The organism is Membranihabitans maritimus (assembly GCF_021729145.1).
In the GTDB taxonomy this organism is placed as follows: domain Bacteria; phylum Bacteroidota; class Bacteroidia; order Chitinophagales; family Saprospiraceae; genus Membranihabitans; species Membranihabitans maritimus.
Window position 1 is genome coordinate 46,878 of record NZ_JAJSLW010000024.1, and the last position, 24,698, is coordinate 71,575.

Below are 24,698 nucleotides of genomic sequence, written 5' to 3' on the forward strand. Positions count from 1 at the left end.
TTATCAACAATTTGTTGATATATAAATTTAAAAATATAACCTGCAACCTTATATTTTTGTGTTATGCGTCTACAAAGGATTGAATTAAAAGGTTTTAAAAGTTTTGCAAGTGAGACCCATATCATTTTTGATGAAGATATAATTGGGGTAGTTGGTCCCAATGGGTCCGGTAAATCTAATATTGTAGATGCTGTTCGATGGGTGCTTGGCGAACAAAGTAGCCGTGAGTTGAGATTGGAAAGTATGGGGGATGTCATTTTTAATGGTTCCAAAAAAAGGAAGGCAGGTAAATTGGCTTCAGTATCCCTGACATTTGAAAATACCAAAAATTTGCTTCCTACTGAATTTAATGAGGTAACATTAACGAGGAAGCTTTTTAGAAGCGGTGAAAGTGAATATCGTATTAATGATGTGAAATGCCGGCTAAAAGATATTCATAATTTGTTCATGGATTCGGGAATCGGATCCAATTCTTACGCCATTATTGCATTGGGTATGGTAGATGATATTCTAGCAGACAAAGAAAATGCCCGTAGACAAATGTTTGAGCAGGCTGCAGGAATTTCCAAGTATAAACAGCGTAAAAAGGAAACCTTAAAGAAATTGAGTCATACCGAAGAAGATCTGAATCGGATCGAAGATTTGGTATTTGAAATAGAGAAGAATCTCAAATCACTTGAAAGGCAGGCCAGGAGAACAAAACGGTTCTATGAGATAAAAGGTGAGTTCAAAGAACTTAGTATTCAATTGGGTGGAATCAGGGTAGGCCGGATAAAAAAGAAATTGGATGAATTGAATTCTCAATTGGAAAGGGAAACGGAAGCTTATCGATCACTGGAAGCAGAAATTACAAATCGGGAGTCAAAAGTTGAGGAAGGAAAGAAAGAAAACCTGGATAAAGAATCCGAATTGAGTGCTGCCCAGAAAAACATAAATAAAGTGGTTGGTGAAATTCGGGGGTTAGAGGAAGAGAAGCGTATTTTGAGCCAGCAGCTGACATATCGAAAAAATGAACTAAATGAACTGAGGGCTAAAATAGAGGAATTTGGTGTAGAAAAGATGAACCTCAAAGAGGGAATAACTTTGTTGGCTTCCAGGTTGGAGAAGGAAAATAGAAAATTGCAAGATGTCCGAGTGGAAAAGGCTGACTCTGCAACAAAAATGGAGACGTTGAAAGTCGATTATGAGTCGGGAAAAGCTTCTGTTGATTCACAATACAATCAAATACGGGAAAAAGAGAAAAATGTTCTAAATCTGGAAAGGGATATTGAGATCCAACGTTCTAAAGACCAAACACTCAAGACTGAAAAAGAGAAAATAACTCAAAGAATACAGGAAAAAGAGGATTGGCTCGAAAAGGAAAATAAATGGCTGGGGAATGTAGATAAGGATGTGCAAAAGTTATCAAAGCAAATCAATACGCTGGAAGAAGAAATCTTTCGAAAAAATTCGCGGAAAGAAGAGTTGGAAGAGGAAGAGGAGTCCATTGTCAAACTATTACAACGCCATAGTCGAAAACTTGATGCAAGGACGAATGAACAGAAACTCTTAAAAGATTTCGTCAGTAAAATGGAAGGTTTTCCGGAAAGTATTAAATACCTGACTAAAAATAATAGTTGGAAATCTTCATTTGCGTTGCTTTCGGATATAATTACGGCCAAAGCCCCTTATCGTTCAATATTAGAGGATTATTTAGGTGATTACCTGAATTACTTTGTTGTGGACCGGTATCAGGATGCAGCGTCTGCGATCCATATTTTGAAAGAAAATGAGAAGGGAAGGGGAAATTTTCTAATCCTTGAAGAATGGATCACCCGTTCCCAATTGGAATTGTTCAATGTGGAAGGATTGATTCCTGCATTGGAAATCGTAGAATATGATAGCAAATATGAAGCCCTTATTTCCAACCTTTTGGGCAATGTTTTTTTTGCAAAACCTGAGTTTTTTACGGAAGATGCCGAACTTGCCGAAAATGCTGTATATCTATCCATGGATGGAACGATTCATCGACAAAAGGGAAAAACCTCCGGCGGGAATGTTGGCCTTTTCGAAGGTTCTAAACTGGGAAGGAAACAACAAATTGTACAGTTAGACCGGGAAATAACTGACATAAATGGAGAAATTGAAGGATGCGAAGAACAACTCGATGCACTCAATGATGAAATACAGGATCTGGAAACTAATGAAGAAGAAGATCAATTAGAACAACTTTCATCCGAACGCAGAAAGCTCGAGTCCCAGAAAATGAAGATAGAGACGACTGTGGAAGTGACGGGGAATGAAATTCAGAGCTTAAGAGGTGAACTGGAAGCAGTCTTGAACAAAGAGAAGGAAGACCGCGAGAATATAGAAGAATTGAATGAAAAGTTGAGAGTGTCCAATTCCAAACTAGAGGAACTACAATCTGAATTGGCTGGCATTGACGAAAGTTACAATCGGATTTCTACAGAATATAATGAAATCCGGCAGATTTTCAATGATGTAAACATTCGTGAAATTCAGCAAGCTAATTTGGTGGATCAGTTACAGCGGGAATTTGAGTATAAATCAGATCGACTCAAAGAATTACAGCAAAATGAGGGACAGAACCAAAATAAAATAATTAGTACAGAAGAGGCCATCGAGGACTTGAACCGATCTCAAGGTAACATTGATTCTCAATTATTAGAATTGCTTGATGCGAGAAAAGAAAAAGAATCTAATCTTAATGAGGTAGAAAAGAAGTATTACCAGTCACGGATGGAGATTACTGAGATGGAGAATGAAATAAAGAAATTAAATCAAAAGCAACGGAATTCCCAGACAGTAATCAATCAATTAAAGGATCAATTGAATTCGGATAAATTTGAATTTAAAAGGATTACGGAGCGATTGAATATTGAATTCGGGGTGGAAGAAAATGATTTGATTTTGGGTGATCCTGGTGAAGAAAAGGGTACTGAGGATGAATTAACACCGCGAATTGAAAAGCTAAAAAACCGTCTGGATAATTACGGTGAAATAAACCCGCTTGCTGTAGAAGCTTATGACGAAATTACAAATAGGCATCAAACTATAATAAGCCAACGTGATGATGTACTTGAAGCTCGTGATAAACTAGTAGAGACGATCAATGAGATTGAAAATACCGCTACTCAGAAGTTTATGGAGGCATTTGAGAGTGTACGGACTAATTTTATTGATGTTTTTCGCAGGTTGTTTACAGAGGATGATGATTGTGACCTGGTATTACTGGATCCAGACAACCCGTTGGAATCGAAAATAGAAATCACGGCTAAACCAAAAGGAAAGAAACCAAAGTCTATAAGCCAGTTATCCGGAGGGGAAAAAACTCTGACGGCTACTGCCTTGTTGTTTGCACTTTATCTTCTCAAGCCTGCGCCATTTTGTATTTTTGACGAAGTAGATGCTCCGTTAGATGATGCCAATATTTATAAGTTCAACCGGATTATTAAGGAATTTTCTGGTGATTCCCAATTTATTATTGTTACCCACAATAAACTTACTATGGAGGCCGTGGATATTATTTACGGCGTTTTTATGGAAGATACTGGTGTGTCTAATGTTGCAGCAGTGGATTTCCGCCATCTGGATGAAGTAGCTGAATTTGCTGTAAGCGGAGGAGGGTAACCTGGAGAAATTCTGTATTAATATTATATGTAAGGATAGTACAGGATCTAGTTGCAATTGCTTTCTTACCCGAAGTTTGTGTTCCATCCTTTACAAAGTTTTCTGACATACCTAAAAAGTGGGTAATAAAATGGGGTAGTATTAAACGATACGTTGCGCTTCTTGGTTTGATAATATTAATCAAATCTTAATAGAAAGTTGTAAAAGAAATGTACCTATTGGCATAGTAATACTATGGGATTGGTCGTGATTGTATTGCTTTCATGGCCCGCACGGTCTTTTATAAAAATATCATATGTCAATGTATCCCTGGGATATAATTGAGAAGGGGTGCAAGGTGGAGTACCATCCGGAAAAATACAACATGTCGTATAAATCGTAATCGTTATTTCTCCTTCAATGCCCCTACTGGCCCCTTCAGAGGGCAGCATCGGAAGACGATACTGAGAAGCAATAAACTGATCCCGGTTGTCTCTGATAAAGATATTTAGACTATCATTGTTCCCCAGGTCGCCATCTCCATCAGTAAAAGAAAATGTTATCCGTAAAGAATCAGTATTGAAATTATCTTGAATCATTTGATTCCGATTCATACTGATAAATTCGATTACCGGTTCATCAGGGAAATCGGGCCTTTTAATGCAGGAAGTAAGCACTATAAAACCTACAAAAAGAAAAAAATACTTTATTTTAAACTGTTTTTTCATAGATCAATATTATCTTAAATATACAGGTTTATTGCGAATTTGCTTGATTAGCTAGGAAAACCCTGATGTAGTTATATAAATTTTAACGATAATCAGAATTATTATTAAGCGTAAGACAGGTTGTCTATATTGTGTTTACGTATTTTATCAGATGAATATTATCAAACTATTGAATTATAAAAATATTGGATTAGAACTGGATAAGAATGGATGTTTTTCAAAGCAACTTACAGAGCATTTCATTGACCGGGGTTTGTTTCAGCTTTTTGTACCCGATTCTATTAAAGAAGCACCTGAAGATAAGATATCTGGAGAAAAGGACTTTGTTAAAGCGGTCAGGACTATCGAGGAGTACTCAAAGCTCGACGGGAACATTGGATGGATATTGCAAATTGGAGCCGGGGCAGGTGTATTTGCGGCCTATCTTGAAAACAGGATAGCCAAAAAGTATTTTTCACAGTCTCATCAGGTGGTTGCCGGCTCGGGATTCCCAGCAGGGGTAGCGAAACCCGTAAAGGGAGGCTTTCAAGTATCCGGTTCCTGGAGATTTGCAAGTGGTGCTTATCATGCATCAATATTTACAGCCAATTGCAAAATTGATAATTCAAAGGATACTATTGTATCTGTAATTATACCTGCTGATAGAGTGACGATTCTTCCGGTCTGGAATGGGATGGGTATGCGGGCAACCGATAGCCATACGTTTGTAGTTGAGGATGTTTTTATCCCTGATGAAGATGTATTTGAAATTGTTCCTGAAAGATTAGTTGTGCGTTCACCATTATACAGAATGCCTTTTGATTTATTTGCACGGGCTTTATTTATTCCTGTTTTTTTGGGCATGGCAGATGATTATATAGAGGTATTTGGAGAATTTATTAGGGAGAAAGACGATGATTATAGTGATAAAAGAGGATTACTTTTGGAAGAATTTACAATTAGCCTAAAATATCAACAGAGTAAATTTTATAGATCATTGGACATTGTGTGGGATTCTGTATGTAGTGAGAATATGACGGAAGGTTTATCTATTTCGTTTTCCAAATTATGTATAGGAATCAAGGAGATCCTTACTACAAACATTGAAAAGTGCCACAAATATACTGGTATGGAAGGGGTACGTATGGATTCCAGAATTAATGTAATTTTTCGAAACTTTATAACGGCAGGAGCTCATTATCTATTATCACCATTATTAAATAAGTAATGAATGGGTAATAATGTAAGGATATTGATACTTGCTTCTTAAAAAAAAACTGATGTGCGAGCTACCTAAGTTTATAGTGATTTTAGGCTGTTTTGATACCAAGGGGGCTGATTTTGCATACTTGAGAAGTTGTATTGTTAATCTGGGCGAAGAGGTTTTGATGATTAATACGGGGATCCTTGGTACAACGCATCTTTTTCCTGTTGATATTGAGGCCCATGAAGTTGCGGAGGCTGAAGGTGTTGACTTGGAGGGGCTTCGACAAAAGAATGATCGCGGATATGCTGTCGGGATAATGGGGAAGGGGGCCGGAAGAATAATGTCATTCTTGAATGAGAAAGATCAAATCAAAGCTGTTATCGGTATGGGAGGTGGTGGAGGAACTTATATTGCCTTAAAATCCATGCAGAAAGTGCCATTTGGGATTCCGAAATGGTGTATTAGTACGGTAGCATCCAAAGACCTTTCCAGGCAAATAGGGAGTAAAGATATCGTTTTGATGCCTTCTATAGTAGATATTGCTGGCCCCAACAGTGTTAGCAGGTTTTTGATGTCCCAAGCTGCGAAAGCTATTTGTTCAATGGCTAAGGTGAAAATTGATTCCACTGGCATACATGTCAAAACGATAGCCATTACCATGTTTGGAAATACAACCACTTGTGTGGATTACTGCCGGGAATTATTGGAAGATAAAGGATATGAAGTATTGGTTTTTCATGCGAATGGGGTGGGTGGAAAGACTATGGAATCTCTGATCATGGAAGGAGTGGTGCACGGTGTATTGGATATAACTACTACAGAGTTGGTTGATGAACTTTGTGGTGGAGTTTGCAGTGCAGGACCGGATCGGTTGAGTGCGGCTTCTGAAATGGGAATTCCGCAGGTCGTAGCACCGGGGTGTATGGATATGGTTAATTTTGCTCAACCAGCTACCGTCCCTCCCCGGTACAAGGATCGTCAATTATATAGTTGGGCGCCTGATGTGACCCTAATGCGCACTAACATTGTAGAAAACAAGGTCCTTGGGAAAATCTTAGCGGAAAAGTTGAATATTTCCAGGGCGCCCGTAAGAATATTATTACCTCAAAAAGGATTATCACAGATTGATTCGAATGAAGGCGTTTTCTATGATCCTGATGCCAACCGGGTATTATTTGATTCGATACAATCAAATATATGTGAGGAAATTGACACCATAGAAGTAAACTTCCATATCAACGATCCGAAATTTTCAGAATTGGCGGTTGCAACGTTATTGGATTTGATGTAAAAATATTTACATTAGTTTGGAAATGTCTGGAAAGTTCTTTATCAATAAGGTTTTAAATATCTTCTATGTGAACCCTTGAGTTTACAAGGCTCTAAATTGTCATAAATTAATTAAAAAAATACAACATATGCCAAATCCATGGACAGGAATAGGGAATCCTTACACCAAACAAGAAGTAAATGACCGACTGAAAAACACACTCGGTCAGAATAAGGCTATTATAGCAGCCGGGGCTGGAACCGGGATAAGTGCCAAGTTTATAGAGAGAGGGGGAGCAGACCTTATAATTGTATATAATTCAGGACGCTTTAGGATGGCTGGTCACGGTTCTACAGCCGGCCTAATGGCTTATGGTGACGCTAATGCCGTTGCGATGGAAATTGGGGAATTTGAAGTACTCCCTGTGGTAAAAGAAATTCCGGTTATTTGTGGAGTCCACGCTACTGATCCTCGGAGAAGAATGTGGCATCACCTCCTGAAAGTGAAAGATATGGGGTTTTCGGGAATAAATAACTTTCCTACGCACTGTATTGTAGATGGGAAGTTTCGTTCTATCCTGGAAGAAACCGGGATGGAGTTTGACAAAGAGGTCGAGATGGTCCGACTAGCTACAAAGATGGACTTGTTTTCCATAGTATATATATCAAATGCCGAAGAGGCACTTAAAATGGTAGATGCAGGTGCAGATGTAATTGTTATACATTTGGGTACTACGATCGGAGGTTCAGTGGGTGTAGTAGATGCAAGTATTACCATGGATGAATCCATCGATCGTTTGAACGAGATACAACAAATAGTCCTAGATCAGGAGCCATCGATTATTTGTCTGGCACATGGGGGGCCGGTTAATACTCCTGATGATGTACGTTATGTTATGGGAAGAAGTAAAATCCAGGGTTTTGTAGGTGCTTCTTCACTAGAGAGAATGGGTGTTGAAGAGTCATTAACAAATTTAACGAAAGATTTTAAGTCAATTTTACTGGATTAACACGTAATAGATGACAAATGAAATTGTCACTTTATAATGCTTTTCCAGGGAGTCTGGACATTTTTTAGGAATATCCTTATGAAAGGAACAAAGATCATTTTATATGAAAACCGGCGCAACTATACCACGGAGTGCTTTTCACGGGTGATGAGTATATTGTTCTTATGGTCTTTTTTTTGCCTGGAGTCTTGAGTTTTTCAATTAATCCTTTGGTCTGGAGGCAATAGATACAGGAGGGCAAGATTTTATATTCACGGAACTCCACTCACATTCATTTTGATACTATACAGACTTTCGGAGGCTGTAATGAAAAGTATATTCATATCCACTCCACCGAAACACACATTCGCAGTCCACTTTTCAGGTACCTCTATATGACCGATTTTTATACCCTCCGGGTTGAAAATCGTAACCCCTTTCCCTGTCAAATAAATGTTGCCGGCTTCGTCAATAGTCATTCCATCGGACCCCATTTCAACAAAGAGTTCTCTTTTACTTAGCTTCCCGTTTTTGCGGATTTTAAATTTATAAATTTTGTTATCCCCGATATCCGCTACATATATTATTTTTCCGTCAGGGGTTCCAATAATACCATTGGGGCGGACAAATCCCTTGGCTACAGGAAAAAATTTATTCTTTTCTTCGGAAAGGTAATAGACGTACTGCCCTTCCTGTTGCATCTCAGGATTCCGTACCCAATAAGGTCTTTTGTACAATGGATCTGTGAAGTATATACTTCCATTGGGGTGGACCCAGACATCGTTTGGTCCATTTAGTAATTTATTTTGGTGATTTTTTATAAGTACCGTATGGTTCCCATGTGTATCTATTCTCCATAGTTGGTTATCCATATCTGCACAAGCAATTAAATATCCGTTTTTGTCAAAGTATAATCCATTGGACCTACCGCTTTCTGAAAGAAAAGTTGATAATTTCCCATGAGTTGACCATTGGTATATTTTGTTATTAGGTTGGTCTGTAAAAAAGATATTTCCAAGGGAATCAACGGCAGGGCCTTCCGTAAAACTAAATTCTCCGGCTAACTTCTTTAGTTCTGCTTCCGGGTGCACCGGCATACTGGATTGTGATTTTAGTATAAAAGGAAATAGCGGTAGGAAAATGATAAACCTTAAATATGGGATTATGCATGATAGGGGTGGGAAAATAGTGTTAGGAATATTTTTTCTACTCATAAATGTTATTTGCTGATAAAATTACATAATTTTTGTCGGGTATATCGCCTGTTATGACTTTTGAACTTTTTTTAATAATCTACTTAAATATTTATTGATGAAGATCAACTTGTTATGTAAATGTTTCCATGCCCTATCAATGGTATTTTTTTTTAGTATCAGTGTAAGTAGTTGTTCCGATCCAAATTCCGGAAAGGACGTCCCCAATATAATAGTTTTTATGATTGACGACCTGGGTTACGGTGACATTGGTGCTTATAATGATTCTATAGATTATACACCTCATATTGATTCCCTGGCAATCGAGGGTATGATGTGGACAGACTTTCATTCCAACGGGCCAATGTGTTCGCCCACTCGTGCAGCTTTCCTTACCGGTCAATATCAATATCGCTTTGGGAAAAGGTTTGAGCACGCATTGAGTGCCAGGAGAAAAGATAGTGGTTTGCCTGATACAGTGGTAACTATTGCAGATGTACTGAAAAGAAAAGGATATAAAACAGGAATGTTTGGCAAATGGCATCTGGGGATAGAAGAACCGTATTTGCCTAATAATTACGGTTTTGATATATTCCAGGGTTTATTATCCGGAGACGGGGACCATCACACGCATATTAACCGGTGGGGGATGGAAGATTGGTGGAGCAATAAGAAGCTGGATATGAATCAAGAATATTCTGTAGACCGGATAACAAAAGGGACAGTTCAGTTTATTAAAGAAAATAATAATGACCCCTTTTTTTTATATGTATCACACCTAGCCATTCATTTTCCCTGGCAAGGACCTGGAGATCCTACTCACAGGATGAGAGGAGGAGATTATACAGATGACAAATGGGGAATTATTCCTGATAAGACCAATGTAAGGCCGCACGTCGAGGATATGATTAAAGCTGTTGATGAAAGTGTGGGCGAGATAATGGCTTCATTAAAGTCTCAGTTGCTAGATAAAAATACAATAGTGATTTTTACTTCCGATAATGGCGGTTACAGGCATTATGATTATCGATTTTTTAATATTTCAAATAATGGTCCGCTACGAGGTCAAAAAGCAGAAGTTCTTGAAGGAGGGCACAGAGTCCCGTTTATTATATGGTGGCCGGATAAAATTGATCCAGGAGAAAAAACTTTTGAATTGGGAATGAGTATGGATTTGTTTCCCACCTTAGCAGCTATCGTGGAGGCAGAACTTCCTGAATACGGGACCGATGGCATAGACCTAAGCCCCGTACTGTTTGAAAAAGGGAAAACTATGGAAAACCGAACTGTATTTTGGAAGATGGGAGATGATTGGGCGGTAAGGGAAGGGAAATGGAAACTTATAAATATGGAGGGAAAAAAATCCCTTTACAACTTGCAGGAAGATATTGGTGAATCCAATGATAAAATAGATACACAACCAGTGAAAAGGGATTTATTAAATAAGGAATATAATCAAATGGTTAGAAATATATTGTTGTATTAGGTGTAGGGTGTTTTCATTATAAAAAAGGCCTGGTAACGTAAACGGAATTTGTTTTATTCTGATTTTATTTGAATTTGTAGTGATTAAGAGTGTTTTATTGTCAGGTTAGTATCCTGTTGTTATTTGTTTTTAGTATTGATTATTTGTTTGTTATGGTTTTGATTCAGGGTATGCATTCATTACATGGATGCAATAAGAGAAGGCCAACATCAGGGGCAAAAGGTAGGTGAGTGGGTGTTGAATTCGTGGAAATAAACTCAGAGATTTACAATCAATAAGGCAATCATTGTAAATTTAGGACTCAAAGCCACAAGCTCTTTGAACAAAGGATATCGTTAATGTATAATATCTTTTATATCAAATGTATATACATATCCTTCATCGTCTGAAAAGTATATGTTCCATGGCTGGTCTTTCTCGAATGGTTCTTTGGAAGCCGTGACATTATTAAGTTGCGCAGGTTTCTCGGATTTTATTATACATTTTTCAATTAGTTTCCATCCAATACCGTCTTTGACCACCTCATTTACGGATATAAAGCTCATATCCGTTCCACGTTGATGAACGGTGTGAATCTCAAAAATTTTTCCGGAGGTAGAATTTACAATAACAGGACGGGTAGGGCTATGCGTTTTGGTTAGGTCTATCACATCTTGATTAGTCCATTTACCCTCCGGAGATTTTATCCTTAATACAAATTGCGGTTCTCCGTTTTTGTCGACACTGTTTTTGGAAATGACCATAAGTGTATGATCCGGTAGAATCGCAGTATTTAGATGATCATCTGCATTTTTGTTCCCCTGTTCAACTATGGTAGGAGTTGACCAATGGGTTGATTTATCCTTATTCCAATGGATGCGTTCGAAGATAGTTTCTTCTTTTTGATTGGACCATATTATGGAAACATAATTTGGTGTTCTGGTAATCACACTGATATCATCCGTGTCTATTCCGGAAGCAATTTCATAAGGTGCTGTCCAATATTTTCCGTTTCGCGAGTTCCATACCATAATTGATTCATTTAAATCTGAACATACCCACCAATCTCCTTTTACATCCTGAGAAATCGTACCTGTTTCGATTTCATGACAATTTTCGGGGATAGGTAAATCGGTTCTAAATTTTTCTATATATTGGTTTTTAACATGGGAAAAACGCATTGAAAGGATTATAAGCCTGCAATCACCAACTAAAAGGATCATGAGTTTGTTCCCAATTGAGAATACGTCACCCTTGCCCGGAAGGCCTTTCCAGGAAGTGTTAATCTCTAGGGAGGGCTGCCATCCCCGTTCATCAGTATGCCAAAGTTCTGGTCCACTTTCCCCTGGCAGTAGAATCCAATTTTTCCCCTTGAAATTCCATGACTTGGACTGGGGTTTGTCTGCCGTAGGAGCAATGTAATTAACATGTAATATAGGGGATACGGTAATCTTTTTAGGCCCAGGTATTTGAGCATACAGGGATGTCGAAAGTATCAAGATGGTAAATAGTATGTGGAGTAGTAAACCTTTGTTCATTACAAGTATTGTGTGTTGTTCATTCTGTCAGGGGAACCACTTCATGCATACTCTACTGAAGATTATCCCCGAGCGTTGAATGAAAATTTTATTTAATACTGTTTTAGATTTTGATAGATGTCTCGTATTTACAATCAAAATCCTTTCTTCGAAAATCAAGTCGGCCCTTTTACTAATGCTGAATTTAGATATTGATTCATAAAAGTACTAATTAATCCTTTGAAGTACTTTATGGTAATGTTAATTCGATAATTTATATTCAAGTTAATTCAACAAAGGTCTGACGATCACTGTTGAAAGTAATCTTTATTGGAAAAAAGTAAAATAAATGAGTAAACTATTATCAGATATACCTTTGTCGGTTTTGGATTTGGCTGTGATCAATGCAAGTGGATCACCTGCTAATTCTTTTTACAGAAGCCTGAGTCTTGCCCGAAAAGCAGAAAGTCTTGGATTTAAGAGATTTTGGATGGCGGAACACCACAATATGGACAGTATAGCAAGTTCTGCAACTTCTATTCTATTGGGGTATATTGCTGGTGGAACTTCTACAATACGGGTAGGATCAGGGGGTATCATGTTACCCAACCATGCTCCACTAATGGTTGCAGAGCAATTCGGTACGCTGGAATCTCTGTATCCGGGAAGGATAGACCTTGGGTTGGGAAGGGCCCCCGGAACGGACCAGTTGACAGCAAGAGCGTTGAGAAGGGATGAGCAATCAGCCTACAGATTTCCGCAGAATGTACAAGAACTTCAGCGATACTTTTCGGTCGAAAACAGAGGGAGCAAAGTTCGGGCCATCCCGGGTGAAGGATTAGATATCCCGATTTGGATATTAGGGTCAAGTACCGATAGTGCAAGAATGGCTTCAATGATGGGATTGCCTTATGCATTTGCGAGTCATTTTGCTCCCAGGCAGCTGCATGAAGCTAAGAGTATTTATCGAAGTGGGTTCAAGCCTTCTTCGCAATTGAATCATCCCTATTTTATGCCTTGTATCAATGTAATAGCGGCGGAGACTGACCGGGAAGCAGAAATATTAGCCACTTCTGCTCAAAAACTTTTTATGGGAATAATTACCGGAGAGCGGTTTCCATTACAGCCACCGGAAGAAGATTTTGTAATGGATCCCATGGCAAAGGCAGCAATGGAACAGATGACGCGATACTCTTTTGTGGGAGGGCCCGATACAATTAACCGGGAACTTACTAAGTTTATTAATGAAACGGGTGCTGACGAACTGATGATTGTATCACATATTTATGATACACATGCCCGGGAACGTTCTTATGAGATCGTAAGAGAATTACAAAAGGTTAATGTTCGGTAAAAGGAACATAAGAGATTTGTATACTGTCCATATTTATACCTGGTACTTTGAATACCTAATGATGCATGATTTAAAATAAAAGATACTTCTTCTTTCTTTTAGGATATAATTAGTAAAATTGACTTTGTAAATCATTATAACAGTATATTTATTGATTTTTGGGCAGCCGTATGATAAAAATAATACAAAAGTCTGATGAGGGTAAAGATTATAAATTCAGTATTGTGATACCCACGTGGAATAATCTTGACCTTCTTAAGATATGCCTGAAGAGTATTCAAGACAATTCAAGGTTTAGTCATCAAATAATTGTTCATGTAAACGAGGGAATAGATGGAACATTGGATTGGTTGCAAAGTAATTTTGACGGAGATATAACCTTTAGTAAGGATAATAAGGGTATTTGTTATCCCCTGAATTATTGCGCTCAATTAGTAAATACTGATTACTATTGTTATTTCAATGATGATATGTATGCTTGCCCGGACTGGGATTTACCCCTTTGGGAAGCAATTGAAAAGAAAGTAGATAACCTTTTCTTTTTTTCAGGCACACAAATTCAACCTTTTAGTTTCTGGGATAGCAGTATTATAGCCAACCAGAATTTTGGTACGGAAGCAAATGATTTCAGAGAGCAGGAACTTTTAGATAAATTCAATTTGCCAGAAAAGGAAGATTGGAGTGGGGCAACCTGGCCGCCTAATGTAGTTCATATTGATATGTGGCGAATGGCTGGAGGGTATAGTATTGAATTTAGTCCCGGAATGTATAGTGACCCTGATTTTTCAATGAAACTATGGAAATTGGGAGTGAGAGATTTTAGAGGCCTTTCGGATAGTCGTGTCTATCATTTTGAATCCAAATCAACTTCAAAGGTACGTAAAAACAAAGGTGCGGATCAGTTTTTAGCAAAATGGGGTATTTCTTCAAGAATGTTTGGAAAGCACTATTTGAAAAGAGGGAAAAAATACGATGGTCCCTTGAGTGATGTAGATAAGGAAACCCTTTCATATAAAACAGATTCAATACGCAATTTTTTCAAAAGAGTAGCTAAAGCTATGTTCCCATGAAAATTGCGATTTATACAGCTATATTTGGTGGTTATGACAAATTGATTCCTCAGCCCGAATTAGAAAATGTCGATTTTATCTGTTTTTCTGATCGTCCCTTAAAATCCTCATCCTGGGAAGTGAGGGTTGTACAACCTCTCTACGAAAATGACCATACACGTAATAATCGATTATATAAGATTTTACCCCATAAATTTCTTCCGGAGTATAAAGTAAGTATTTATATTGATGGAAATTTTTTGGTATTGGAAGATGTTCATAATCTCTCGCAATTTATTTTACAAAGAGCATCTATGGGCGCATTTTGCCATACTCCGCCGATTGAAAACTCTCGAAATTGTGTTTACGAAGAATACAAACATATACTTTCATTTTTGGAAAAAGGCCTGGAATTGGATGATCCGGAAATATTGGAAGAACACATTCAATTTCTGCATGAAGAAAAGTATCCAAGGCACAATGGGTTAATTGCAGGTGGCGTGTTGTTGCGGAACCATCAAGATATAGAGGTTCAAAGAGCAATGGAATTATGGTGGGAGATAGTCAGAAATAAAAGTAAACGAGATCAGTTAAGTTTTAATTATGTAGCCTGGAAGACGGGGCTGGATTTTTGCTATATACCTGGAGAAATTTGTGAAGGGAATCCATGGTTTTACAAGCTGGGTGGCCATAAACAAGCTTTGTGGTTTCGGATGCTTAAATATAGGATCAGAAGAAAGTTGGGAATAATCCGGCACCTGGTGGAAGAAGGCAGAAGTATTGAGAGGATACAAGGTGGGACAACACAAAATAACTACTTCAGGAATTAATAACATTTTATTCAAGTCTGCAGCCTTTTCCAAAGGTGGTTGATAGCTATCAATTCACGAACTGATTATTATCATTGGTTTGATAATCGTCGATAGGTTATTTTTGGAACAAAATATTGAGATGGAAATTAATTCTGCTCTGAACACTGTTTGTTACCACTGTGGAGATAGACTACCAGACAATAAAATTGTATTTGACAACAAAAAATTTTGTTGTCAGGGGTGCCAGACGGTATATTCTATTTTGAAAGAAAATGATTTGTGTTCGTATTATCATCTCAATGGTACACCGGGAATTACAAAACGAAAAGAGGTACACAAGGAAAAGTATTTGTTCTTAAATGATCCTAAAATAAGTAAAAGCTTTGTGGATTTTAAGGATGATATAAGTACGAAAGCTACTTTTTCAATACCCTCTATTCACTGTTCCTCGTGTCTTTGGCTGCTAGAGAAATTACACAATATTGAATCCGGAATCCGTTCGAGTCGGGTTGATTTTGCTCGAAAAAAGGTAAGTGTGATTTTTGATCACAATATCATTGACTTGAAACAAGTCGCTGAGCTGTTGACGTCTATTGGTTATGAACCTTATATTAGTTTTGACGAAGATCGTAATAAGACCTATGATAGTTCTCTGAGACAATCACGTCGAGACCTGCTCAACAGGTTAGGGGTGGCGGGTTTTTGTTTTGGGAATATTATGTTGGCGAGTCTCCCGGAATATTTTAGCGGTATAAACTCATTAGCAGAAAATTGGGCTTATTTTTTTCGTTATTTTAATTTATTATTAGCTATACCTGTATTTTTTTACAGTTCATTACCTTTTTTTAGAAGTGCAGGTGCCGGAATCAGGAAAGGGGTTTTGAATATTGATATTCCTGTATCTATAGCTATCATTATTACATTTATTAGATCTTTAGTGGAGGTGATTGGTGGATATGGCTCTGGTTTTTTTGATAGCATGGCCGGTATTGTGTTTTTTATGTTGATAGGGAGGTATTTAAGGGAAAAAGCCCAAAACAATATGGTATTTGATCGGGATTATCGCTCGTATTTTCCCTTAGCAGTGAACCGTGTGGAGGGTAAATTAATTCATTCAGTATCACTTTCGGATCTTCGAAAAAATGATATTATTAGATTACATAGTGGTGATATAGTCCCTGCTGATAGCTTAGTCCTAGGGGATGCTGTTTTGGTGAATTACAGTTTTGTGACCGGGGAAAGTCATCCTGTACGAATTCAAAAGGGAGGAGTACTCTATGCAGGGGGGCGAATTGTCAAAGGATTGATAGAGCTATCAATTTTAAAGCCGGTTTCACAGAGCTATTTAGTTTCACTCTGGAACGATTACGACGCTTCTCAAGAAGGGGAGGAGAATCATTCGGATTTCGTGAATTTTTGGGGGATACGTTTTACCTATCTTGTTTTACTAATTGCAGTGGCTTCAGCTATATACTGGGGAATTTTTGACCCCTCAAAAATGTGGACATCTGCGACTGCAGTACTTATCATTGCCTGTCCCTGTGCTTTGCTTTTAGCTTCTACCTATGCCGATGCCCAATTTATACGGCACTTTTCATTGCGAAAAGTATATTTGAAAAATGCTAAGGTTTTCAGTGAATTGAGAAAAGTCAGCAGGATTGTTTTTGATAAAACGGGTACAATTACCCAACCAGATAAAAATGCAATATTATATCGAGGACAAAATTTGTCTACTTATCAACAGCGTTTATTAAAGTCTTTGGCATTGGAAAGTGTACACCCAATAAGTAAGGGAATAACCAAATATTTTGAAGGCATTGATCCTATACTAATAGACTCTTTTAATGAGATTCCCGGAAAAGGAATAGAAGGTTGGATCGATAACCATCACGTGCAAATAGGAAGTCGTGATTTTGCCAAAGCTTTTACATTCGACGCTTTTAAATTCCCTCATGCCTTCGTAAATATTGACGGTAAAGCCCTGGGGTATTTTAAATTGCAAAATGTGCTCAGGCCAGAAATAATAAATTGTATTTCTAGGATTAAAGAGAATAACACTAAAATTTCATTATTGTCCGGGGACAATGAGGGAGAACGTGTGACGATGGAGAATTTATTGGGAAACGAATCTGATATTAGATTTTCTCAATCTCCGCACGACAAAAAGGAGGCTGTTAAGGCCTATCAAAAGGATGGAGAATCAGTATTAATGGTTGGCGATGGACTTAATGATGCAGGTGCTCTTAAGAGTGCTAATGTCGGCGTGGTTATATCAGAAGATTCGCAATACTTTACACCGGCATGTGATATAATCGTTGATTCAGAATCGATAGGGATTTTGCCGGATTTGACCCGGTTGGCCATATGGAATAAAAGGTTAGTTACTATTTGTTTTATTTTCTCACTTGGATACAATTTCACTGGTCTTTGGTTTGCTGTTCAGGGGCTCCTATCCCCTTTGATGGCTGCTATTATTATGCCATTGAGTTCCCTAACTATAATCGCGCTTACCTATGTCGGTGCTGAAATGGTATTTAGTGATATTCTTACCAAGAGAAAGAGATAATGCGGATTATTTTGAATACTGATTACTGGCATTGATGAGTATCATTTTACACTTTGAGATTGGTCATTCCTTAGTACTATCACTGCCTATATTTTTGAGGTAAAATAAAAACCTAAATGAGTGTTATCGTAATCCTTTTATCGATTAGTGTATTTATCGCTGCCATGTTTTTATTGGCATTTATCTGGAATGTCCAGAGTGGTCAATATGAAGATGATTTTTCACCGCCATACAGAATGTTGTTCGATGAAGATGAAAAAAGTGATGCGAATTCGAAAATTTCTAAAAACCAGAATTAAAGATGGAAAAAGAGATCTTTTACTATGACAATCATGCACCCAAAAATTTTCTATATGCCACCATGTTTTGGGGCTTTGTTGGAATGCTCGCAGGTGTTTGGATCGCATTTGAATTAGCTTTTCCGCAATTGAACTTGGGATATGCTATGACGTCTTTCGGAAGAATGAGGCCTGTTCACACAAATGCCGTTATTTTCGCATTTGTAGGCAATGCTATTTTTGCTGGAGTATATTATTCTTTACAGCGATTACTTAAGGCCCGGATGTTTTCGGATCTACTTACTAAAATCCATTTTTGGGGGTGGCAACTTATTATAGTGGCAGGCGCCATTACACTTTGGATGGGGCACACTCAAGGTAAGGAATATGCCGAATTGGAATGGCCAATCGATATTGCTATCGCTTTAGTTTGGGTAATATTTGGGGTGAATATGATCGGTACCATGCTTCGAAGAAGAGAAAGGCATCTTTATGTAGCAATTTGGTTTTATCTGGCTACATGGGTGGCTGTAGCAATGCTACATATTGTCAACTCTTTTGCAATGCCTGTCTCATTTATGAAAAGTTATAGCTGGTATGCAGGTGTGCAGGATGCATTGGTACAATGGTGGTATGGACACAATGCGGTGGCCTTTTTTCTTACTACACCATACCTGGGCTTAATGTATTATTTTGTACCGAAGGCTGCCAATCGACCAATTTATTCTTACAAATGGTCAATTGTACATTTTTGGTCATTAATATTTATCTATATCTGGGCGGGACCTCATCATTTATTATACACGGCTTTACCGGAATGGGCCCAATCTCTGGGTACAGTTTTTAGTATTATGTTGATTTTCCCATCCTGGGGTGGTGCACTTAATGGTCTGATGACTTTAAGAGGGGCCTGGGATACGGTAAGAGATAATCCAATATTAAAGTTTTTTGTTGTCGCTCTTACCTGTTATGGTATGGCTACCTTTGAAGGGCCAATGTTGTCCTTAAAGAATGTGAATGCTTTTACCCATTACACTGATTGGACAGTAGCACACGTTCATGTTGGGGCATTGGGATGGAATGGCTTTTTGACTTTTGGAATGATATACTGGATGATGCCCCGGTTGTTTAATACGAAATTATATTCAGTCAAGTGGGCCAATACTCACTTCTGGATCGGTACATTGGGAATTATATTTTATGTTATACCCATGTACTGGGCTGCATGGACACAAAGTTTAATGTGGAAACAATTTACTGAAGAGGGCCAACTTCAATATACATTTCTTGAAACTGTTATAGAATTAATTCCAATGTATGCTTTACGCGGTGTGGGCGGACTCCTTTTCTTGGGTGGTCTAGTACTTATGGTGGTAAACATTTGGAAAACGATCCGGAAAGGTTCATTTAATTCAGAAGAAAGAGCGGAGGCCATGCCATTGGATAAAGCCTGGAAGCCCGGTAAGAGAATGTTCTGGCACAGCTGGATTGAACGTAAGCCGGTTACCCTGGTTGTTTTAAGTTTAGTTGCAGTAGCTATTGGTGGATTGATTGAAATGGTACCTACATTTTTAATCAAGTCTAATGTCCCTACCCTGAGTTCAGTACAACCCTACACTCCACTTGAATTGGAAGGGCGCGATATTTATCTTCGTGAGGGTTGTTATACTTGTCATTCCCAAATGATTCGGCCTTTTAGACACGAAGTTGCGCGCTATGGAGAGTATTCAAAAGCAGGCGAGTATGTATATGACCATCCTTTCCAATGGGGGAGTAAAAGAACAGGACCGGATTTGGCACGGGAAGGAGGAAAATATCCGGATAGCTGGCACTACAATCATATGCTGGAGCCCACTTCCATGTCACCAGGTTCAATAATGCCACCATATCCCTGGCTTTTTTCCAATGATCTGGATACCTCTCAAACGGTGGATAAAGTTCAGGCAATGAGAAAACTTGGAGTACCCTATACGGATGAGAATGTAGAAAATGCACTGGTTGAATTGAATCATCAATCTGAAGAGATTGCCAATGGTTTGGCAAATGAGAACATTAAAATTGATAACAGCCGTGAAATAATAGCGTTGATTGCCTATTTGCAAAGATTGGGTACGGATATAAAAGGAGGCAACCCCAGCATGGAAGAATAAAGTCGAAAACCTGTATGATTTAGGCGTTCCTGATTTGTGGATTGAAATGGCTCAAAGGTGGAATCAGGATTGGAAGCCAAAACCATAGGCTTGAATTATTGGCGTGTTGTGAATGAATTTATGAGGCTGGTAGTTTTGGGGGATACATAGCAAGTGTTATGAAAGAGAAGACAAAAGATTTAATAAAAAAAATACGATGAAATTTACAAACTACCTGAAGGAAATCGATAATGTTAGCATTTTTCCAATAATAACATTGGTATTATTTGTTTCAATTTTTATTGTAGCTGTGCTGTATTGCTTCGTGATGGATAAAGATACAGCGTTGCAATCCAGTCAAATGCCACTCGATGAATCAGAAATATTATTCCCGGATGATAAAATAAATAATTATGAATAATTTACTGTTTGGATTTATGAAGTTTCCACTGAATATAATTTCGGCACAATTTCAAGGAATAAATGATTCCGGGATGTGGGAGATTTTTAAAAACCCGACGATTATAGCTATGACTACCGTGGCTTTGGTTTTATTATTAGCCATTTTCCTGCTGGGCAATGCCATGATCAAAATAAAGTATATGGTGTTGCAGGACAAAAAGAAAAAACTTCGCACTCATCCAACGGATGTCGTTAAATCTTTTATACCATTTATCTTCATTGGAGAAGGTTCATTTGGCTTTAATTTTTCATACGGATTGATTTCGGTGAATATAATAGATGGTGTTCATAATTCAGTTTTTTACTTGCTTTTGATGACTATATTTATTGAGCTGGTAGTAATACTTTTTATTATTCGTACTATTTCTGTAGACGTAAAACCCTATATTTTATCGTCCAGTAAGCCATTGAAAACGCGGAAAAAAGTGTCATTTTATGACTGGTGGTGGAAAAAAGTAAATAAAGCATCGGATGATGAGGATAAGGTAGATACAGGACATATGTATGATGGCATTAGGGAATTGGATAATAAGATTCCACCGTGGTGGAGGTATGCATTCTATAGTACCATTGTTTTTGCTGTTGTATATCTCTGGAGATATCATGTCAGTGAGACTGCCCCGCTACAGATTGAAGAGTACGAAATTGCCGTGGCAGAGGCAGAAGAAGCTCATCAGGCTTATTTGTTAGCGGCGGGTAACCGCATTGATGAGAATAATGTGGAAATGGTCGATGAAGATGGAATTCAGGCAGGTGAAAAAATATTTATGCAGAACTGTGCAGCCTGCCACGGGGGAAATGGAGAAGGCCTGGTCGGACCCAATTTGACGGACGAATATTGGATTCACGGTAAAGGGGAACTTCCGGATGTGTTTACAGTCGTCAAATATGGCGTAGTAGAGAAAGGTATGATGGCATGGAAGGATCAACTTTCTCCTTCTATGATGGCCCAGGTGTCAAGTTATATATTGACCCTTCAGGGCACGAATCCTCCTAATCAAAAGGAGCCTCAAGGTGAAAGGTATGAGCCGGCAAATTAAAGAATTAGGTAATTGTATATATGTTGCTTGGATAGTTTAAAGAGTAATTGTAAAAATCTATAAGTATTAATAAATGAAAATCCATTTAGGGAAATATTGATTGATAAACAGAAGATTTCAGAATTGAAACAAAATGGAAAAAATGACCGGTAATGATGATTTTCGCGACCATTTATCAAATGTAGATAGCAGTGGTAGAAGGGTATGGATGTATCCATTGAAACCTCAGGGGCTTTATACTAAATACAGAAAGTATGTGAGTGTTTTTTTACTGGCATTTTTAATACTTACCCCCTTTATCAAGATAAATGGTAGGCCGCTGTTGATGTTCAATATACTGGAAGGAAAATTTATCATTTTTGGTTCTATTTTCTGGCCACAAGACTTTATTGTATTTGGGATAGCCATGATGATCGGGATATTATTTATAGCATTGTTTACAATGGTATATGGGCGTGTTTTTTGCGGTTGGGTATGTCCGCAAACGATATTCATGGAAATGGTTTTTCGAAGGATTGAATATTGGATAGAAGGGTCACATACTAAACAGAAGTTATTAAATAAACGACCCTGGGATCGTGATAAGTTGTATAAGAAGACATTGAAGCATACAATTTTTCTGCTGATCTCGTTTGGTATCGCCAATATATTTTTGTCGTATATTATAGGTGTTGATGCCTTATGGGAAATTATTACCGATCCGGTAAGTCAGCATTTGGGCGGGTTTGTAGCTATTCTGATTTTTACATTGGCATTCTACGGAGTGTTTGCTTTTGTCAGGGAAATAGTATGTACAAATATTTGTCCATATGGTCGGCTGCAGGGAGTCCTTCTTGACAGTGATAGTGTAGTGGTAGCTTACGACCACCAAAGAGGGGAACCAAGGGGTAAATTCAAAAAGGGACAGGAACGGGAGATTGGGGATTGTATTGATTGTGGTCAATGTGTACAGGTTTGTCCTACCGGGATAGATATTCGTCACGGGACCCAATTGGAATGTGTGAATTGTACTGCATGCATAGATGCATGCGACAATATTATGGATAAAGTAGGTTTACCCAGAGGATTGATACGGTATGATTCGGAAAATGCGATTTCCAGAAATGAGAAGTGGCATTTTACCACAAGGACAAAGGTGTATTCATTTATTTTAGTTGCATTAATTTTTGTTGAAGGTGGATTGCTATTGAATCGTTCAAACGTTAGTGCTACTGTTACCAGGGTAGCGGGGCAATTATACCAGGTAAGGGACGATGATAGCGTTTCTAATTTATATAATATTAAATTGGTCAATAAGACATTCGATGACATTGACAATATTATTCTAGAACCATTAAATCTGGATGGAGATATTGAAGTTGTTGGCAATAAAAAGCTGAACTTGCCAGCGGAGGGTATAACCGAAGGAACATTCTTTTTAATAGTTGGCAATGAAAGTGTAAAACCTGGTAAGAATAAACTGGAATTTAAAATAGTTTCCGGAGGAGAAGTATTAACAAAGGTTTCTACCAGTTTTTTTAGTCCGAATTAATCGTAAAATCATGAAAATACATTGGGGACATAAGTTGATAATAGTGTTTTTGTTATTCGCAGGTTTTATAATTTATATCTTTTCCCAGGCAATGGGGGATAAATACGAAATGGTAACCCAGAATTATTATGAAAAGGAGATGGAATATGAAAAAGAGGTTAATCAAAATGCAAGGGCGGATAAAAAAGGCTATTCGCTTGGAATCATTCAGGATGAAAAGTTTCTTTTTGTTCAATTGGACGGTGTAAAAAGCCAAGTAAGAGGTGAAATGTTTTGGTATAAACCTGATGATGGTACGAAAGATATGAATATAGAATTTGTTTCGGATTCATCGGGTAAAGCTGTTTATCCAATAGAAAAGTTTGAGAAAGGGATGTACCAGGTTCGGCTTACCTGGCAGGAAGATGGAAAAACATTGGCACTAAAAGAAACCGTTTTTGTTCAAAAATAGATATGATGATTATTTTTCAAGGAATGGTTTTAGGGGTTTTAAGCAGCCTACATTGTTTGGGGATGTGTGGACCATTAGCAATGTCTGTTCCTATGGCAGGGCAGGATAAGCATCCTATTCAAAGTTGGTTGAGAATATTGATGTATCATCTTGGACGAATTACCAGTTATGTGACATTAGGAATTATTGCCGGACTTATAGGTCGTGGATTTTACCTTACTGGTTACCATCAATACATTTCGATTTTACTGGGAGTAACAATTCTCTTGATATTAATTCTGGGTAAGTCAAATACCTTTTTAAATGTTCATTTTGATCGCCTTTCTCATTTCGTTCGGCAGAAAATATCATTCGTTTTAGGTCGACCGGGAAGGGGCGCGGTTTATCTTTTTGGTATATTAAATGGGCTATTACCATGTGGTATGGTGTATATGGCATTGGTGATGACGTTGCCTTTTTATAATTTAACGTCTTCAGTACTGTTGATGGCCGGTTTTGGATTGGGGACAGTGCCTGCGTTATTTGGTCTCCAGTGGGTGGGAAAAAAGTGGGGAAGATTTATAAATGTTCGAAGGGCATTTCCCTGGGTAATGGGCATTACCGGAGTATTACTCATTATTCGGGGCCTGAATCTGGATATCGCGTATTTGAGTCCGAAGTTGGACCCTCTGGTAAATATAATGTGTGGAAGCGGATTTTAACCGGATCGGAGAGGCGGACCTTTAGTCGGGACAGAGGATTTCTAAGACGGTATATTTTTTATTCGTAATGCTGTGATAACCGAGAAGCTCCAATTCACTTATAAATGATAGGTATAGTTGCTTACTTTTGAGGATAGATATTAGAGTTTTGTCTCTGTTTAACAGATAAAGGATAATATTGGTATCCAATTAAATAATAATCCCATTCATTTCGCCATTTTCTTTGGAGGGTGAGTGGATCTTCTTTCAGGTTTATGGCACCACAATATCTTTGGAGATCTATTTTTTTAGCGACACTGTCCCGTAAAGTGTGTAAATTAAAAAGGGTTGGGAAGAAGTTTAAAGTTTGAGCCTATCATCAAATATAGT

19 protein-coding genes are annotated in these 24,698 nt (G+C 38.0%); 16 read left to right on the forward strand and 3 right to left on the reverse strand.

Going from position 1 to position 24,698, the window contains the following annotated elements; genetic code table 11:
* The first annotated feature begins 63 nt into the window (after window positions 1-63).
* Window positions 64-3,630, forward strand: a complete 3,567-nt coding sequence (gene smc, locus LVD47_RS20795) for a chromosome segregation protein SMC (RefSeq protein ID WP_236980320.1) — start codon at window positions 64-66, stop codon at window positions 3,628-3,630.
* Window positions 3,631-3,845: 215 nt separating this feature from the next.
* Here smc and LVD47_RS20800 read toward each other — a convergent pair whose 3' ends face one another.
* Complete coding sequence (locus LVD47_RS20800) at window positions 3,846-4,337, reverse strand: hypothetical protein (RefSeq protein WP_236980322.1); 492 nt, start codon at window positions 4,335-4,337, stop codon at window positions 3,846-3,848.
* Between the two features lie 151 nt (window positions 4,338-4,488).
* Between LVD47_RS20800 and LVD47_RS20805 the strand changes: the two genes are divergently transcribed.
* The 3 genes from LVD47_RS20805 to LVD47_RS20815 all read left to right on the forward strand — a co-directional run bounded on the left by LVD47_RS20805 (window position 4,489) and on the right by LVD47_RS20815 (window position 7,802).
* On the forward strand, window positions 4,489-5,544 hold the full coding sequence (locus LVD47_RS20805) for an acyl-CoA dehydrogenase family protein (RefSeq protein WP_236980324.1): 1,056 nt from the start codon (window positions 4,489-4,491) through the stop codon (window positions 5,542-5,544).
* Between the two features lie 52 nt (window positions 5,545-5,596).
* Window positions 5,597-6,814: a Tm-1-like ATP-binding domain-containing protein gene (locus LVD47_RS20810; protein WP_236980325.1), complete on the forward strand. Its 1,218-nt coding sequence runs from the start codon at window positions 5,597-5,599 to the stop codon at window positions 6,812-6,814.
* 127 nt (window positions 6,815-6,941) lie between these two features.
* On the forward strand, window positions 6,942-7,802 hold the full coding sequence (locus tag LVD47_RS20815; protein ID WP_236980327.1) for a phosphoenolpyruvate hydrolase family protein: 861 nt from the start codon (window positions 6,942-6,944) through the stop codon (window positions 7,800-7,802).
* Between the two features lie 251 nt (window positions 7,803-8,053).
* On the opposite strand, the gene LVD47_RS20820 is transcribed toward LVD47_RS20815, so the two are convergent.
* Window positions 8,054-8,878, reverse strand: a complete 825-nt coding sequence (locus LVD47_RS20820) for an SMP-30/gluconolactonase/LRE family protein (protein WP_236980329.1) — start codon at window positions 8,876-8,878, stop codon at window positions 8,054-8,056.
* A gap of 214 nt (window positions 8,879-9,092) precedes the next feature.
* Between LVD47_RS20820 and LVD47_RS20825 the strand changes: the two genes are divergently transcribed.
* The gene (locus tag LVD47_RS20825; protein WP_236980331.1) at window positions 9,093-10,460 is read left to right on the forward strand and encodes a sulfatase-like hydrolase/transferase; all 1,368 of its coding nucleotides are present in this window, start codon (window positions 9,093-9,095) and stop codon (window positions 10,458-10,460) included.
* A 335-nt stretch (window positions 10,461-10,795) separates the two neighbouring features.
* Here LVD47_RS20825 and LVD47_RS20830 read toward each other — a convergent pair whose 3' ends face one another.
* Window positions 10,796-11,977, reverse strand: coding sequence for a hypothetical protein (locus tag LVD47_RS20830; protein ID WP_236980333.1), 1,182 nt, complete (start codon window positions 11,975-11,977; stop codon window positions 10,796-10,798).
* A 328-nt stretch (window positions 11,978-12,305) separates the two neighbouring features.
* Here LVD47_RS20830 and LVD47_RS20835 point away from each other — a divergent pair, with 328 nt between their 5' ends.
* The 11 genes from LVD47_RS20835 (at window position 12,306) to LVD47_RS20885 (ending at window position 24,329) form a co-directional block, all read left to right on the forward strand.
* Window positions 12,306-13,310: an LLM class flavin-dependent oxidoreductase gene (locus tag LVD47_RS20835; protein ID WP_236980335.1), complete on the forward strand. Its 1,005-nt coding sequence runs from the start codon at window positions 12,306-12,308 to the stop codon at window positions 13,308-13,310.
* Between the two features lie 170 nt (window positions 13,311-13,480).
* Window positions 13,481-14,380: a glycosyltransferase family 2 protein gene (locus LVD47_RS20840; protein WP_236980337.1), complete on the forward strand. Its 900-nt coding sequence runs from the start codon at window positions 13,481-13,483 to the stop codon at window positions 14,378-14,380.
* Window positions 14,377-15,189 carry a glycosyltransferase domain-containing protein gene (locus tag LVD47_RS20845; RefSeq protein ID WP_236980339.1) on the forward strand — a complete coding sequence of 271 codons (813 nt, stop codon included), beginning with the start codon at window positions 14,377-14,379 and terminating at the stop codon, window positions 15,187-15,189. Before LVD47_RS20840 ends, LVD47_RS20845 begins: the two co-directional genes overlap by 4 nt.
* A 121-nt stretch (window positions 15,190-15,310) precedes the next feature.
* Entirely contained in the window at window positions 15,311-17,737 is a 2,427-nt protein-coding gene (locus tag LVD47_RS20850; protein ID WP_236980341.1) for a heavy metal translocating P-type ATPase, read from the forward strand.
* Between the two features lie 116 nt (window positions 17,738-17,853).
* Complete coding sequence (gene ccoS, locus LVD47_RS20855; protein WP_236980342.1) at window positions 17,854-18,036, forward strand: cbb3-type cytochrome oxidase assembly protein CcoS; 183 nt, start codon at window positions 17,854-17,856, stop codon at window positions 18,034-18,036.
* A 2-nt stretch (window positions 18,037-18,038) separates the two neighbouring features.
* Complete coding sequence (gene ccoN / locus LVD47_RS20860) at window positions 18,039-20,165, forward strand: cytochrome-c oxidase, cbb3-type subunit I (protein ID WP_236980343.1); 2,127 nt, start codon at window positions 18,039-18,041, stop codon at window positions 20,163-20,165.
* A 196-nt stretch (window positions 20,166-20,361) separates the two neighbouring features.
* Window positions 20,362-20,565 carry a hypothetical protein gene (locus LVD47_RS20865; protein ID WP_236980344.1) on the forward strand — a complete coding sequence of 68 codons (204 nt, stop codon included), beginning with the start codon at window positions 20,362-20,364 and terminating at the stop codon, window positions 20,563-20,565.
* Window positions 20,558-21,646, forward strand: coding sequence for a c-type cytochrome (locus tag LVD47_RS20870; protein ID WP_236980345.1), 1,089 nt, complete (start codon window positions 20,558-20,560; stop codon window positions 21,644-21,646). The genes LVD47_RS20865 and LVD47_RS20870 overlap by 8 nt, the downstream gene beginning before the upstream one ends.
* A gap of 133 nt (window positions 21,647-21,779) precedes the next feature.
* Window positions 21,780-23,177 (forward strand): cytochrome c oxidase accessory protein CcoG, encoded by a 1,398-nt coding sequence (gene ccoG, locus LVD47_RS20875; protein WP_236980346.1) that lies wholly within the window; start codon window positions 21,780-21,782, stop codon window positions 23,175-23,177.
* 10 nt (window positions 23,178-23,187) lie between these two features.
* The gene (locus tag LVD47_RS20880; RefSeq protein WP_236980347.1) at window positions 23,188-23,628 is read left to right on the forward strand and encodes a FixH family protein; all 441 of its coding nucleotides are present in this window, start codon (window positions 23,188-23,190) and stop codon (window positions 23,626-23,628) included.
* A 2-nt stretch (window positions 23,629-23,630) separates the two neighbouring features.
* Window positions 23,631-24,329: a sulfite exporter TauE/SafE family protein gene (locus LVD47_RS20885; RefSeq protein ID WP_236980349.1), complete on the forward strand. Its 699-nt coding sequence runs from the start codon at window positions 23,631-23,633 to the stop codon at window positions 24,327-24,329.
* Window positions 24,330-24,698: the final 369 nt, after the last annotated feature.